Here is a 15,173-nt window from a genome sequence, read left to right on the forward strand (position 1 = left end):
CCGTCGATGTTCACCGCATTCGACTACGCTGTAATGGCGGTGATCGGCCTGTCGGCGCTGCGCGGTGCGTGGCGCGGCTTGATCGGCGAGATTTTTGGATTGATTGGCTGGATCGCGGCGTTGCTCGTGGCCTGCCGCTACGTGGACCACGTGGTGCCCTGGATTCCGGCGAACTGGCCGGGCGGGGCGCTCACTCAATGGCTGATCGCCTTTGCGCTGATCGTCATTGCCGTGGTGCTCGTGGCCGGCGTGGGCAACGCACTGATCGGCCGTCTGGTGCAGGTGAGCGGATTGTCCGGCGTGGACCGTTCGCTCGGGATGATGTTCGGCCTCGTGCGAGGCGTCGTGCTGGTGCTGATCCTCGTCGTCCTTGGCGGGCTGACCGAGCTGCCCCAGCAGGACTTCTGGCGCCACGCGCTGCTGCGGCCTTATGCCGTGCAGGGCGTGCTCGAACTGAAACCGTTGTTGCCCGAGGCGCTCGCGGCCTACGTTCACGTCTGATCAGAAACTGATCGGACGCGATGCGAGGCGAAGCTTCCCGGCAACACTGCCCATTTGCGGCGCCCGACCGGTGATGCAAGCCGGGGCGGCCCGCTACCGATTTCGCTTTTTTGAAGGACCTGCCATGTGCGGCATCGTAGGCGTAGTTTCCCGCTCTCCCGTCAACCAGCTCCTCTATGACGCGCTGCTGCTCCTGCAGCACCGCGGTCAGGACGCGGCCGGCATTGCCACCGCGAACGGCAGCACGTTCCATATGCACAAGGCCAACGGCATGGTGCGCGACGTGTTCCGCACGCGCAACATGCGTAGCCTCCCCGGCACCAGCGGCATCGGCCAGGTGCGCTACCCGACGGCCGGCTCGGCGTCGAGCGAAGAAGAAGCCCAGCCGTTCTACGTGAACGCGCCGTTCGGCATCGTCCTCGCCCACAACGGCAATCTCACGAACTGGCAACAGTTGAAGGAAGAGATGTTCCGTGTGGACCGCCGCCACATCAACACACATTCCGACACCGAAGTGCTGCTCAACGTGCTCGCGCACGAAGTGCAGCTCGCCACCACCGGCCTCGAACTCGATCCGGCGGCGCTGTTCAAGGCGGTTTCGGGCGTGCACCGCCGCCTGCGCGGCTCCTACGCGATCGTCTCGCTGATCGCCGGCTACGGCCTGCTCGCGTTCCGCGACCCGTTCGGCATTCGCCCGCTGTGCATCGGCAAGATGGAAACGCCGGAAGGCACTGAGTGGATGCTCGCATCGGAATCGGTGGCGCTCGAAGGCATCGGCTTCGAATTCGTGCGCGACGTTCGCCCGGGCGAAGCGGTGTTCATCGACTTCGACGGCAACTTCCACTCGCAGCAATGCGCCACGGCGCCGACGCTGAACCCCTGCATCTTCGAACTCGTGTACCTCGCGCGTCCGGACTCGGTGCTCGACGGCGTGCCCGTGTACAACGCGCGCCTGCGCATGGGCGACTATCTCGCCGAGAAGATCAAGCGCGAGTTGCCCGACGTGAAGATCGACGTGGTCATGCCGATTCCCGATTCGTCGCGCCCGGCTGCCATGCAGGTTGCGAACAAGCTCGGCGTGGAATACCGCGAAGGCTTCTTCAAGAACCGCTACGTGGGCCGCACCTTCATCATGCCGGGCCAGGCCATGCGCAAGAAGTCGGTGCGCCAGAAGCTCAATGCCATGGGCATCGAGTTCAAGGGCAAGAACGTGCTGATCATCGACGACTCGATCGTGCGCGGCACCACCTCGCAGGAAATCGTGCAGATGGCGCGCGACGCCGGCGCGACCAAGGTGATCTTCGCTTCGGCGGCGCCGCCCGTGAAGTACCCGAACGTCTACGGCATCGACATGCCCACGCGCGGCGAACTCGTGGCGCATGGCCGCACCGATGACGAAGTGGCGCGCATCATCGGCGCGGACTACCTCGTGTATCAGGACGTGGATTCGCTCAAGCAGGCCGTGCGCGATATCAATCCGGAGTTGAAGGAGTTCGAGGCTTCGTGCTTCGACGGCGACTACATCACCGGCGACATCACGAGCACTTACCTCGACAACATCGAGACGGCGCGCCTCGCACCGCAGGCGCAGTCGGACCGCGACGCCGCAAGCGACGCGATGGACGGCGGCTCCCGCTCGCAACTGCACCTGCAACTCTCGGTGGAGTGATCCCCGGCAAACGCGAGCGTGAGGCTCGCGTTCTCGCCGAATCCGAAAGCCCGCTTTCTGCCGATGCAAAAGCGGGCTTTTTTGCGCGTGTGCGTGCAGGATTGAAGCAGGATGGTTCAGGACAAGGAGAACTCGAACATGGACGACACCTTCAACTTCGACACACTGGCCGTTCGCTCGGGCACGCTGCGCAGCGAGTTCAACGAGCATTCGGAAGCGCTTTATCTCACGTCGAGCTTCTGTTTCGGCAGCGCCGCAGAGGCCGCCGAGCGCTTCAAAAACTCCGAAACCGCCTATACGTACGCGCGTTTTTCGAATCCGACCGTCACCATGTTCCAGGAGCGCCTCGCCACGCTCGAAGGCGGGGAAGCGTGCATGGCCACGGCTTCGGGCATGGCCGCGATCATGTCGGTGGTCATGGCTGCGCTGCAGGCGGGCGACCATATCGTCAGTTCGCAGAGCATTTTCGGCTCGACGCTCGCCATGTTCTCGCAGATCTTCAGCCGGTTCGGCATCGCGACCACCTTCGTCGACCCGACCGATCTCGACGCGTGGAAGCACGCCGTGCGCCCGGAAACGAAGATGTTCTTCCTCGAAACGCCGTCGAATCCGCTTACCGAAGTGGCCGACATCGAGGCGGTCAGCAAGATCGCCAAGGCGGCGGGCGCGCTCTTCGTGGTCGACAACTGCTTCTGCAGCCCCGCGCTGCAACAGCCGCTCAAGTTCGGCGCGGACGTGGTGATGCATTCGGCCACCAAGTTCCTCGACGGTCAGGGCCGCGTGCTGGGCGGCGCGCTGGTGGGCTCGAAGGCGTTCATCATGGAGAAGGTGTTTCCGTTCGTGCGCACCGCGGGTCCGACGCTTTCCGCGTTCAACGCGTGGGTGCTGCTCAAGGGCATGGAAACGTTGTCGCTGCGCGTGGAGAAGCAGTCGGACAACGCGCTTCAGATCGCGCGCTGGCTGGAGACACATCCGGCCATCAAGCGCGTCTTCTATCCCGGTCTCGAATCACATCCGCAACATGCGCTTGCCATGCGGCAGCAGAAGCTGGGCGGCGCGATCGTCTCGTTCGAAGTGAAGGGCGATACGGCGGAGCAGCAGCGCGCGAACGCGTGGCGCGTGATCGACGGCACGAAGATCTGTTCGATCACCGGCAATCTCGGCGATACGCGCACGACCATCACGCACCCGGCCACGACGACGCACGGCCGCATTACGCCTGAAGCGCGCGCGGCGGCAGGCATTACCGAAGGGCTGATTCGCCTCGCCGTTGGCCTTGAAAACGCCCAGGACGTGCGTAACGATCTGGCGCGCGGGCTTGATGTGGTGGAGTAAGCAGTAAGCTCTTTTAAACAACGGTTGTATGATCGTGCGCCGAACGCCGTTCGGCCCATTTCCATCTTGTTTTCCCGCGAGTTCGCCATGCCCACAGTTCGTGCGTTGTTCGTCTACCCCGTGAAGTCGTGCGGCGCGATCGCGCTCGACAATGCGCAGCTCGGCCTGAAGGGCATCGAGTGGGACCGTCACTGGATGGTCGCCGACGCAAATGGCCGGCTCGTCACGCAGCGCCAGTACGCGGCGATGGCGCGCATCGTGCCCACGTTCGTCGAAGACGGCGTGCGCCTCACCATGAAAGGCATGAGCGAAGCGCTCCATCTGCCGTTCGCGCCGCGCGGCGGCGAGGCGCGCGTGCCGGCCTCGGTCTGGGACGACGACTTCGAAGCGCTCGACGAGGGCGATCACGCGGCGCAATGGTTCACGCAGGCGATTGGCGCGCCGGTGCGCCTGCTGCGCTTCGCGCATGACGTGACGCGTCTTGCGAGCCGGAAGTGGACGAACGGCGAAGACGCGCCCACGCAATTCGCCGACGGCTTTCCGATTCTCGTGACGAGCGAGGCGTCGCTCGCGGACCTCAACGCGCGCCTCGCGGCGAAGGGCGCACCGCCCGTGCCGATGGCGCGCTTTCGTCCGAACATCGTGGTCGGCGATATCGGCGACGCATTCGAGGAAGATTTCATCGACACGCTCGCCATCGAATCCGCATCGGGCGGCGAGGAAATCGTGCTGCGTTTCGTGAAGCCGTGCGCGCGCTGCCCGATCACGACGATCGATCAGGAGACGGGCGAGCGCGACGCGCAATGGCCCACGGAACCGCTCGACACGCTGCAGGTATTTCGCGCCGATCCGCGCGTGGACGGCGGCCTCACGTTCGGCCAGAACGCGATGGTGGTGACGGGCGCGGGCAAGCACGTGGCGGTGGGCGCACGCGCGCAGTGGGAATACCGCTTCGAGGAATGAGCGGCGCGTGCGCGCTCAGTGTGGCGGCAGCGCGCGCCACTGGCCGGGCGCGAGCCCGAAGCGGCGCGTGAACGCGTGCGTGAACGCGCTCTGGTCGCCGAAGCCCACTTCGAGCGCGATGTCGGTGAGCGAGGCGCGCGGGTCGGCGAGCAGGGTGAGCGCGGTGTCGAGCCGCAGCCGCTGCAAGTAGCGATGCGGCGTTTCGCCGAACGCTTCGATAAAAAGCTGATGAAAACGCCGCATGCCGAAGCCGCAGTGCGCGGCGAGATCGGCGATGCGCAACGGCTGGGCGAGATGCGCGCGCAGCCACCGGTCGATACGGGCAAAGTCCAACCCGGCCGCCGCGCTGAACTGCTCGCCAGCGGCCACGCCGGTTTGCGCGATGAATGCCGCGCACAGGCGCGCCGAGGCGTCCCAGTGAAAGCGCCGCGCGCGCAGGTCGGCGCTGTCGCGAGGCGGCGCGGCCATCGCGGCGCGCTGCGCGATCTGGCTCACGAGCTGCGTGAGCGCGGGGTCGAGGCGCACGGCGCGCGCCTTGTCGAACAGCCGTTCGGGCACCGCGAGCGTGGCCGCGGGCAGGTCGAGCACGAGCTGGCGGTTATCGCCAATGCCCACGTAATCGTGTCGCGCGCCTGCCGGAATGAGCCAGGCGGAACAACTGTCGATGCGCTCGCCCTGGCCGTTCACGGTCATCTCCATCTCGCCGTCGAGGCCGAGCACGATCTGGTGAAAATCGTGCAGATCGGTTTCCTCGATCGCGCCGTAGCGGCGCAATTCGACGCCGGGCGCGGTGACGGGAGCGTGGTAATGCGGATTCATGATGACCGGTTGCGGTTGCAAAAAAGGCGAGCGCTGTAAAGCATCAAGCGGGCATCAAACTTCGAGCAGCTCGACTTCGAACACGAGCGTGGCGTTCGGCGGAATCACGCCGCCTGCGCCGCGCACGCCGTAGCCCAGATGCGGCGGAATCGTCAGCTTGCGCACGCCGCCCACCTTCATGCCCTGCACGCCTTCGTCCCAGCCCTTGATGACCATGCCGCCGCCCAGCACGAAGGCGAACGGGTCGTTGCGGTCCTTGCTCGAATCGAACTTCTGGCCGTCCGTCAGCCAGCCGGTGTAGTGCACGCTGACGGTCTGGCCGGCCTTGGCTTCGGCGCCGGTGCCTTCGGTCAGGTCTTCGTACTTGAGGCCGGATTCGGTGGTCACGGTAGACATGGAAAAACTCCTGATTCGAATAGTTGAACCCGTTATTGTAGGCGCTTTGCAGGCCGGGGCGGGCGGCAGCCTGCCGGGCACGCCGGTTGCTCGCTAGCCGCTGCCTATAATGGGGGACCGCTCGCCCGGCTTGAGGCGCAATAAGAGGAATCAGATGGAGCCGACTTCGCAAAACCGTACCGAGCGCACGGCGCGCCTGTGCGCCGAGACCGCGCTTTTCATGCGCGACCACGTGCTCTCGCGCGTCTCGCATGATCTGCGCAGCCCGCTCAATGCCATCCATAGCTGGGCTTACGTGCTCGAGCGCAAGATCGACAGCGCCGACGCCGCCGCGCAGCGCGCGCTGGGCGGTATTCGCACGGGCGTGGAGCAGCAGGTTCGGCTGCTGGAAACGCTCGTTGACACCACGCGCGCCGAAACGCGCAAGCTGCGCATCGAGCGCGCGCCGTTTGCCGTCGCGGCGCTGATCGGCGAAGCCGTGGAAGATGCCCGCGCCGCGCTTGGCGACACGCGCGGCGTGACGTTCGCGGTGCAGGATGCGACCGGCGCGGTGACGCTCGACGGCGACCGCCAACGCATTGCACAGGCGCTGTGGCTGATGCTGGTGTTCGCGGCGGAAACGAGCGCGCAAGGCACGGGCGTGACGCTCGCGGCCAGCGCGAGCGCAGCCGGCGCCCACCTGGAAGTGAACTGGCGCGCTACCCGCCAGGCGCTCACCGACGACGCGCTTGCGCACGTGCTGGAACCGTTCGCGCGCGCCCAGGCGAGCGAGCAGCAGGAAGCGGGGCGCTGCGCCTGGGTGCTGGCGCTGTGCCAGCGCGTGGCCGAAGCGCACGGCGGACGCTTCGCGGCGCCGGCTCTCGTGGGCGAGGGCGAGGAGACGGCGCTGGTGTTGGATGTGCCGCCGCTGAACGGGGCGTGAGCCGCAGGCCGTAGTGCGCGCGTCATCGCCTTTCATCCACCTTGCACATTTATACTGAGCGCTTCGTCCTTCGGAGCCATTTGTCTTGATCCAGCTTCTCGCCCTCATTGGGGCGTTCCTGCTCGTTGCCCTCAACGGTTTCTTCGTCGCGGCCGAATTCGGCCTCGTCAAGCTGCGCGCCACGCGCGTGCAGAGCCTCGCGCAGCAGCATGGCTTGCGCGGCCGGCTGCTCGCCAAGGTGCATGGCCAGCTCGATGCCTATCTTTCCGCGTGCCAGCTCGGCATCACGCTCGCGTCGCTCGGCCTTGGCTGGATCGGCGAGCCGGCGTTCGCGCAATTGCTGGCGCCGGTGTTCGAACTGCTAGGCGTGCAATCGGCGCAACTCGTCCATGCCATTTCGCTGGTGTTCGCGTTCACGGTGATCTCGTTCCTGCACATCGTGGTGGGGGAGCTTGCGCCGAAGTCGCTCGCCATCCGCCAGGCCGAGAAGATTTCGCTTTGGACGGCCATGCCGCTCTACGGCTTCTACTGGACCATGTATCCCGCGATCTGGCTGCTCAATTCGAGCGCAAACGCGGTGCTGCGTCTCGCGGGCCTTGCCTCGGAGCACGGCCACGATACGCACTATTCGACTGACGAACTCAAGCTGATCCTGCGCAGCCGCCGCGCCGCCGCACAGGCCGAGGCGAACGAGTCAATGCACGAGCAGCGGGGTACAAACGGCAAAAACGGCACACTGCCGCTGCTCCCCGCGCCAGCCGCGAACGCCTATAACGCCGACGAATGGAACACGCTCGCCCATTCGCTCGACTTTTCGCGCCTCACCATTTCCGACCTCATGCGGCCCACGCACGAAATGGTGGGCTTGCGCCGCGACCTGCCGCTGCGCGAGAACATGCAAATCGTGGCGCGCCATCGCTTCAGCCGCTACCCGCTGTTCGAAGACGCGACGGGCGAACGCGTGGCGGGTCTCATCCACCTGAAGGACCTGTTGCTTGCGCGCGAGTCGGGCAACGCACTCAGCGATCTCGGCAAGTTCGTGCGCCCTGTGCAGTACGTGCGGCCCGATACGCCGGCGCTGGCGCTCTTTCGCCGCTTTCGCAAAGGTGCGCCGCATTTCGCGCTGGTGGGGCACAAGGGCGCGCGCCCGCTCGGCTTTCTCACGCTCGACAATCTGCTTGGCGCGCTCGTAGGCCAGATTCACGACGAGTTTCACCAGGCCGACACCGACTGGACCCGCATGGACGACGGCACGCTGATGGGTCGCGGCAGCCTGCCCGTGGTGTCGCTGGAACAGGCGCTCGGCATCGATATCGACGAAGGGCGTGCGGAGTCGGTGGGCGGTCTGGTGATTCATGCGCTCAACGATCTGCCCACCGAAGGGCAGCGCGTTGAGTTCGACCGCTTCGATATCGTCGTGAAGAAGATGAAGGGGCCGCGCATCGTGCTCGTGCGCGTGTATCCGAAAGATCTCGACGACGAAGGCGGTTGAGCGTGCCTCGAGCGCGCATCTTAGCTGCGCGTGAGCGTCGAGAGCACGGCCACCGGCATGGCGCTCAGGATGTCGCGCACTGCAAGCGTGCCGCCTTCGGGCACCGTGTGCGTTGCGTCGCTGAGCCAGTCGTGCAACGTGGCTTGCGTGCAGCCCTTGGGCAGTTCAACGGTCGTATCGTCCCAGCGTGCGGGTGCGACGAGCGGCGTGTCGCCATCCAGCAGCCCCGCGGCGTGGCGCGTGCCGATCACGATGGCCCAAGCGTTGCCGTGATGGCGCGCGAACGCAATCACGTGTGAAGCCTGTGCGCCGTTCACCGTGAGCGGCAGATATTCGCCTTCGCGCAAGAGTTCCGGCATTTTCGCTCGCAGCGCGAGCAGGCGATGCACGGTGGCCAGCTTCACGTGTGCGTTGCGCCAGTCTTTCAGCTTTGCGGCAGGCGCTTGATTGTCGAGCGCGGCTGCGCGGGCCGCGTAGTCGACAGGGCGCCGGTTATCGGGATCGACGAGGCTGAAATCCCATAGTTCGGTCCCCTGATAAAGGTCAGGTACGCCCGGCGAGGTGAGCCGAAGCACCGTTTGCACGAGCGTATTGAGCGCGCCCGCGGGCGCCACGTGCGCGACGAACCCGGCAAGTGCCTGCAAGAAGCCGTCGCGCCGTTGCGGTGCGAGGATATCGAAGAGAAATGCCTGGCACTCCGATTCATAGGTTTCATCGGGCGAGAGCCAGTTCGTGCGCAGCTTCGCTTCGCGCAACGCTTTGAGCTGCCACTTCGACACACGCTCCGCCAGCGCATGCACGCCCGCTTTGTCGCCGGGGTCCAGTTCGGGCGGCCAGCAGCCCACGAGCGTTTGATAAAGCATCGCCTCAGCGGCGGGCCCAGGCGACCATGCCGCGCCGGCCGTCGCGTCGGTACGGCGATGTGTCTGGTTCAGCGCCGACCAGGCACGCAACGTGTTGCTCCAGTCGAGCGCGATCTCGCTTAGCACGGCGAGCCGCGCGCGCACGTCCTCGCCGCGCTTGTGGTCGTGCGTGGCCGTAGCGAGCAGCCCATAAGGGCGGCGCTGGCGCAGGCGGTTCGCCGCATGAAAGTCATGTGGCGTGCGCGCGAAATCGTCGGGGTCCGCGCCCACTTCGTTGCGCGAGAGCAGGCGTCCGTAGCGATAGAGCGCGGTGTCTTCCGTGGCCTTTGCCGCAAGCGGCGCGGTGAGCTGCGAGAACAGCGCAAGCGCCGTGCGTTGCGCAATAAGCGCATGGCTGAGCGGCGTATTTGCCTGGCTGTTGCCCGCATTCGTGTTTGCGCCGGCCGGCGCGGCGCGTGGCGGCTTGGCACTGCCGCCGCCGCCGCCGCTGTTGCCGCTACCGCTGCCGGTGTTGTTCGCTGCCGGCTCGGGGGCGCGGCCGCCTAGCCAGCCATCGACGAGATCGAGCGCCGCCAGGCTCGCGCGCGGCAGCGCGCGTCGCGCGGCTTCGAGCGCAACATCGAAATAACGGTTGTCGAGCGCGCCGCGCAAGCCGTTCACCGGATAGATCCGGTAGATCGGGAAGTACATGGCCAGATGCGCGGCCACGCGGTGCACCGACGCATAGGTGGTGTCGCGCGTGCCCGGCAGTTCGCGCGCGATACGGTGCAGCGCGCGAGTGGCATGGTCGAGTTCCGCGGGGAGATAGGCGGCCAGCATTTCGCGGCGCGCATCGAGCGCGTAGGCCGCGAACGGCCGGCCGTCGCCGGAGATGGCGGTCCACGCTTCGGCAAGCGGCGCGGCGCCCGCGGGATCGTGCAGAAACGCGCCCACGTCGTTCATGAAGTCGTAGCCTGTCGTGCCTTGCACGGGCCAGTCGTCGCGCAGCGTTTCGCCTTGCGCGAGAATTTTCTCGACCACGATGTACGGCGGCGTGGCACGCAGCGTGGCGAGCCGTTGCCGCAGGCGTTCGCAGTACTCGCGCGGGTCCGCGAGCCCGTCGATATGATCGATGCGCAAGCCGTCGATCACGCCGTCGGCGTAGAGGCGAAACATGAGCTTGTGCACGGCCTCGAACACGTCGTGGCGTTCCACACGCACGCCTGCGAGCGCGGTAACGTCGAAGAAGCGACGCCAGTTGATCTCGTCGGTGGCGGTGCGCCACCAGGCGAGCCGGAAGTGCTGGCGCTCCAGCAAGCGGTGCAGCCGGTCGCGCGGCACCGGGTCGCTACTTGAATAGGATTCCAGAACAAATTCGATGGGGTCCGTGCCGGCCCGTTCGACGAACGCGCGCAGCGCATCGCGCCCGGCGGCGGCGCGCTCCTGATCGTCGGGCTGGGTCGTGAGGCCCTGGAACGGCCCGGCGAGGGTGTTGAGATCGGCGCGGTTGGCGGACTGCAGGAGCGCTGCATAGTCGGTCGGGCAGATCGGGCACACGTGCGGCCCGTATTGCACGTAGAAGCGCGCGGCGACCGGGTCGAACTTCAGCTCGATACGGCCTGCCGCGAGTTCTTCGCCGTACTGTGCGCCGAGAAACGGCATCAGCACCTTGCCGCGCAGGGCGGGGTCGGGCGAGTGCCAGTCCACGTCGAAATGGCGCGCATACGCGCTGTGGCGCCCCCATTCGAGAATGTCGAGCCACCAGGCGTTGTGAGCGCCGCCCACGCCCATATGATTCGGCACGAAGTCGGCGACGATGCCCATGCCACGCTCGTGCACTTTCGCGGCGAAGCGGCGCAACGCGCCTTCGCCGCCCAGCTCCGCGCTCACCGTGCCGTAATCGACGGTGTCGTAGCCGTGCATCGATCCGGGCTGCGCGGTCGTGACCGGAGAAAGGTAGAGATGGCTCACGCCGAGCGCGGCGAAGTAGTCGAGCTGCGCGAGCGCGTCGTCGAACGTGAAGCCGTGATGGAGCTGCAGGCGCAGCGTCGCGCGAGGGTAGGTCATGGCGTCGGCTTCTTTTCGGGCGCGTATGGCGCGCCGCTGGCGGTTGGGTGGGCGTCATGCGCGCCTGCACCGGCGCTCGGGTCGACCTGCGTACGCGCGACGGCCTCGCGTGCGTGTACGACGGCTTGAACGCGCGCGGCAACGGCCGGATCGGTGAACAGCGACTCGACGGGCAGCGGCAGGCGGCGGCGCCAGTTCGGATGCTCGTCGATCGAGCCGGGCAGATTCGGCTGATCGGCCAACGCGAGCAGGTCTTCGAGCGGACAGGTGACGAGCGGGCTCCTCGTTGCCGCGACATAGGCGAGTGCGGCATTCACGGGCGGGTCGTCGGCTGGCGGCGGATTGGCGTCGTGCGGTGCGAGCCCGCTTTGCTGCAACGCGTGCCAGAGCGCGACGCGATCTTCCGCGCGCTGCGCGTGGTCGAGCGCGACGGGGTCGAGCCCATCGGCGCGCGGGAGCGTCTGGCCGATACGGTTGCGCCAGTCGATATCCGCGCCGCTCCACCAGCCCGCGACGGTCGCCAGATCGTGCGTGGTGGTCGTTGCAACGCCGTGGGGGTCCCAGCGCTCGGGCGCGAGAAAGCCCTTGCCGTCGCGCTCGAACCACAGCACGCGGATGCCATACAGGCCGTGCGCCGCGAGCCGCTCGCGCAGCCCCGGTGGCACGGTTCCGAGGTCTTCGCCGATCACGATCGCGCGATGACGCCACGACTCGAGCGCGATGAGCCGCACGAGGTCGTCGAACGGATAGCGCAGATACGCGCCGTGGCGCGCACTTTCGCCTTCGGGCACGAGCCAGAGCCGCCGCAGCCCGAGGATATGATCGATGCGCACGCCGCCCGCATGGGCGAACGCCGCGCGCAGCATGTCGATGAACGCCCGAAAGCCATTGTTGTGCATCGCGCGCGGCGAGAACGTGGTGAGGCCCCAGCTTTGCCCGGCCTGGTTGAAGATGTCGGGCGGCGCGCCGACCGACACGCGTTGCAGCATGTCCTGCGGCAGTGACCACGCGTGCGAGCCGCCGCCATCGCAGCCCACGGCGAGATCGGCGACGAGGCCGATCGCCATGCCGGCCTCTCGCGCGCTGCGTTGTGCGCCCGAAAGCCCTTCTGCCGCGAGCCATTGCAGGAAGCAATGAAAGTCGACTTCGCGCCGATGTTCCTGCGCGAACGTCGCCACGTCGGCGCTGCGCGGGTCGCGCAGCGGTTCGGGCCAGTCGCGCCAATGGCGCTCGCCGCCGGGGCCGTGCAGCATGGCCTCTTGCAGCGCCTCGAAACGCGCGTGGTCTTCGAGTGCTTCGCCGCCCTGCGCGCAGAATGCGGCGAACACAGCGGCGCGCGGCGAGCCGCTTGCACGTTCGTCCGTGTCGAAGCGTTCGTACAGCGCGCGCAGCACCTTGAGCTTGAGCGGCAACGCACGCTGCCAGTCCACGAGCGGTGCGTCTTCGAGTTCGCGCCAGGCGTCGCCCGCATTCGCGGCCACGCTCGCGTCGTGCGCGCCCTTGGCGCCAAAGACCGCTGCCGGGTCGATATGCGCGACATTGACCCACAGGCGCGACGAAGGCGAATAGGGGCTGAAGTGGCCCGGCTCGGCGCTGAACATCGCATGGGTCGGGCTCACTGCCAGCGCTTGCGCGCCGCGCCGCGCGCTTTGCGTTGCGAGCGTGGCGAGCGCGGTGTAGTCGCCGATACCGCCATCGCCTTTGCGTCGGAGTCCATATAATTGCGCGGCGAGCCCCCATAACGGCGGCACCGTGCCGCTGTCGCCATGACGCGCGCGCCAGGCGTCGGCAACCGTATGGCAGTGCGGCGGCGCGACCGCTATCGTCAGGCGATGGTCGTTGACCGTGAGCGTGTGGTAGCCCGGCTCCGCAAGCGGCGCGAGCAGCGCGCTCTCGCCGCGCGGCGAGGTGAAGCGGCCTTCGATATGCTCGCCGCTTTCAAGGTCGACACGATAGTGGCTGCCCGCGCGCACGACCGAAGGCGGCAGTTCGATGGCGCTGTCGTATTCGGCGGTGATGAGCGGCGGCAGGCGCCGCGCCGACTGCTCGGCGTTCAGCGCGGAAGCACTCTGGCGGATCTGCGTGGCATTGGCGCATGGCAGGCCCGCGCATTCGAGCAGCGCGGCGAGCGTGCTGTCCGGCACGCGCTGCACGGCGCCGTGCGCGTCAGTCCATTCGACCTCGAAGCCCGCGCGGGCGGCGAGAGTCGCGAGCGTTTCGCTGCGGCGCGCCGTGCTCATGCGTAGGGCTCCTCGCGATGAACGACGCGCGCATCGTGCTCGCTCGAATATCCGGGTACGTCTCCGGTGAGCCATGCGATGCACGCGCTCTCGGGCAGCACGCCATTGTCGGCATAGTCGCGCGCACGTGGCGGCGTTTCGAAGATCACCATGCCCTCGGGCCGCGGACTGAGCGGCACGCCGTCGCGGCCCAGGTTCAGCGCGATCGTGAGCGTTTCGCCGTCGTCGAGCCGCCAGCGCGCGACGAGCGCGGCGAGCCCGTTCGCGGCGTCGTCGGCCAGCACGGTGGCGCCGAGTGCTCGCGCGTGGCGCAGGCGCGGCATGAGCAAATGCGCCCGCACGCACAGCGCCGATTTGTAGAAGTGCATCCATTCGAGCCGTTCGCCATCGAGCGGCGCATCGGCGGGCGGCGACGAATTGACGAAGGTCTGCAGATCGTTCGGATCGGGGATGCGCGCGCGGCTCGCCTCGTCGTTGAACGCGCTGAATGCCTTGAATTCACGGCGGCGCCCTTCGCGCACGGCTTCGGCGAGCTGGCCGGTGAAGGCGGTGAAGAACTGGAACGGCTGCGTCGAGCCGTATTCCTCTTCCATGAAGAGCAGCGGAATTTGCGGCGAGAGCAGCAGCATGGCCGTGGCCGCGCGCAAGGCGTCGTCGTCGGCCAGCGTGCGCAGGCGGTCGCCGAGCGCGCGGTTGCCGATCTGGTCGTGGTTCTGCAAAAACATCACGAACGCGGTAGGGGGCAGGTGCGCGCTCGGTTCGCCGCGCGGCTCGCCCGCATGCACGGGCGACGGCTCGCCCTGGTACACGAAACCTTCGCCGAGCACGCGCGCGAGCTTGCCGATGGGGGAATCCGCGAACGCGCGGTAGTAGCCTTCCGATTCGCCGGTCAGCAGCACGTGAAAGCAGTGATGCGCATCATCGTTCCATTGCGCGCTGAAGTGCGATTCGAGCAGATTCGCTTCGTTGTGCTCGTTTTCGAGTACGAGGTGCACATGCCGGTCTGGCTCCACGCGCGCCTTCACATGATCGGCCAGCTCGCGCAGCCAGTTGGTGTTGCCGATCGCATGCGCGGCGTCGATGCGCAGTCCGTCGAAGCGATATTCTGTGAGCCAGTAGAGCGCGTTGTCGCAGTAGAAGTCGCGAACTTCGAAGCGGTCGAAGTCGAGTGCTTCGCCCCATGGCGTCTTCACGCCTTCGCGGAAAAACGGCTTGGCATAGTGGCCGAGCCAGTTTCCGTCCGGGCCGAAGTGGTTGTACACGACGTCGATGAACATCTGCAGCCCCAGCCCGTGCGCGGTGTCCACGAGCGCTTTCAGTTCATCAGGACTGCCATAGGCCGCGTGCGGCGCGTAGGGCAGCACGACGTCGTAGCCCCAGCCGCGCTCGCCCGGGTAATCGTTGAGCGGCATGAGTTCGACCGCCGTCACGCCAAGCGCGGCCAATGCGGGCAAACGTTTCATCACACCTTGATAGCCGCCCAGCGCGCCCACGTGCAGCTCGTAGATCACCGTCTCTTCCCACGGGCGTCCTTGCCAGTGCGCACGCTGCCAGGCGTAGGCGCGCGGGTCGAGCACTTCGCTCGGGCCGTGCACACCTTGCGGCTGGAAGCGCGATGCGGGGTCGGGTACGCGTTGCTGACCGTCGATGCAGTAGCGGTACAGCGTGCCCGGCCCGCACGGCGCCTGCGCTTCGAACCAGCCGTTGCCAGTTGGCGTCATGTCGAGCGGGGGCGCGTCCTTCACGTTTTCAAAAACGATCTGCACCGATCGACACGAAGGCGCCCAGAAGCGAAAGCGCGTATGCGGCTGCGTGTGCGCCGCCCCGATCAGCTGTGCGCCGAACGGCAGGCAATGCATGTACTGGCGGGCGTGCGGATCGTGCGAAAGCGGGGACATGGTCGATTCCTGGTTTGCTTCCTCGTTGC

11 protein-coding genes are annotated in these 15,173 nt (G+C 66.9%); 6 read left to right on the forward strand and 5 right to left on the reverse strand.

The window, feature by feature from the left end:
• Positions 1-6: 6 nt before the first annotated feature.
• The 4 genes from U5A65_RS09655 (at position 7) to U5A65_RS09670 (ending at position 4,468) form a co-directional block, all read left to right on the forward strand.
• The gene (locus U5A65_RS09655; RefSeq protein WP_201696134.1) at positions 7-501 is read left to right on the forward strand and encodes a CvpA family protein; all 495 of its coding nucleotides are present in this window, start codon (positions 7-9) and stop codon (positions 499-501) included.
• A gap of 124 nt (positions 502-625) precedes the next feature.
• Entirely contained in the window at positions 626-2,170 is a 1,545-nt protein-coding gene (purF, locus tag U5A65_RS09660; protein WP_321933855.1) for an amidophosphoribosyltransferase, read from the forward strand.
• A gap of 138 nt (positions 2,171-2,308) precedes the next feature.
• The gene (locus U5A65_RS09665; RefSeq protein WP_321946119.1) at positions 2,309-3,505 is read left to right on the forward strand and encodes an O-succinylhomoserine sulfhydrylase; all 1,197 of its coding nucleotides are present in this window, start codon (positions 2,309-2,311) and stop codon (positions 3,503-3,505) included.
• An 87-nt stretch (positions 3,506-3,592) separates the two neighbouring features.
• The gene (locus U5A65_RS09670) at positions 3,593-4,468 is read left to right on the forward strand and encodes an MOSC domain-containing protein (protein WP_321946120.1); all 876 of its coding nucleotides are present in this window, start codon (positions 3,593-3,595) and stop codon (positions 4,466-4,468) included.
• 15 nt (positions 4,469-4,483) lie between these two features.
• Here the strand turns inward: U5A65_RS09670 and U5A65_RS09675 are convergent, their stop codons facing one another.
• Positions 4,484-5,287 carry an AraC family transcriptional regulator gene (locus tag U5A65_RS09675; protein ID WP_321933851.1) on the reverse strand — a complete coding sequence of 268 codons (804 nt, stop codon included), beginning with the start codon at positions 5,285-5,287 and terminating at the stop codon, positions 4,484-4,486.
• A 54-nt stretch (positions 5,288-5,341) separates the two neighbouring features.
• Positions 5,342-5,683, reverse strand: a complete 342-nt coding sequence (locus U5A65_RS09680; RefSeq protein WP_321909774.1) for an FKBP-type peptidyl-prolyl cis-trans isomerase — start codon at positions 5,681-5,683, stop codon at positions 5,342-5,344.
• Between the two features lie 154 nt (positions 5,684-5,837).
• Here U5A65_RS09680 and U5A65_RS09685 point away from each other — a divergent pair, with 154 nt between their 5' ends.
• Together U5A65_RS09685 and U5A65_RS09690 are read left to right on the forward strand one after the other, a co-directional pair.
• A complete protein-coding gene (locus tag U5A65_RS09685; RefSeq protein WP_321946121.1) occupies positions 5,838-6,605 on the forward strand; it encodes a HAMP domain-containing sensor histidine kinase in 768 nt (255 codons plus the stop codon).
• Between the two features lie 85 nt (positions 6,606-6,690).
• Positions 6,691-8,097 carry a hemolysin family protein gene (locus tag U5A65_RS09690; protein ID WP_321946122.1) on the forward strand — a complete coding sequence of 469 codons (1,407 nt, stop codon included), beginning with the start codon at positions 6,691-6,693 and terminating at the stop codon, positions 8,095-8,097.
• Between the two features lie 20 nt (positions 8,098-8,117).
• Here U5A65_RS09690 and treY read toward each other — a convergent pair whose 3' ends face one another.
• Genes treY through treZ form a run of 3 tightly spaced genes read right to left on the reverse strand, consistent with a single transcriptional unit; the run spans position 8,118 to position 15,144 of the window.
• On the reverse strand, positions 8,118-11,006 hold the full coding sequence (gene treY, locus U5A65_RS09695; protein ID WP_321909769.1) for a malto-oligosyltrehalose synthase: 2,889 nt from the start codon (positions 11,004-11,006) through the stop codon (positions 8,118-8,120).
• The gene (malQ, locus tag U5A65_RS09700) at positions 11,003-13,246 is read right to left on the reverse strand and encodes a 4-alpha-glucanotransferase (RefSeq protein WP_321909768.1); all 2,244 of its coding nucleotides are present in this window, start codon (positions 13,244-13,246) and stop codon (positions 11,003-11,005) included. The genes treY and malQ overlap by 4 nt, the downstream gene beginning before the upstream one ends.
• Positions 13,243-15,144, reverse strand: coding sequence for a malto-oligosyltrehalose trehalohydrolase (treZ, locus tag U5A65_RS09705; RefSeq protein WP_321946123.1), 1,902 nt, complete (start codon positions 15,142-15,144; stop codon positions 13,243-13,245). Before treZ ends, malQ begins: the two co-directional genes overlap by 4 nt.
• Positions 15,145-15,173: the final 29 nt, after the last annotated feature.

Source organism: Paraburkholderia sp. J10-1 (assembly GCF_905220165.1).
In the GTDB taxonomy this organism is placed as follows: Bacteria; Pseudomonadota; Gammaproteobacteria; order Burkholderiales; family Burkholderiaceae; genus Paraburkholderia.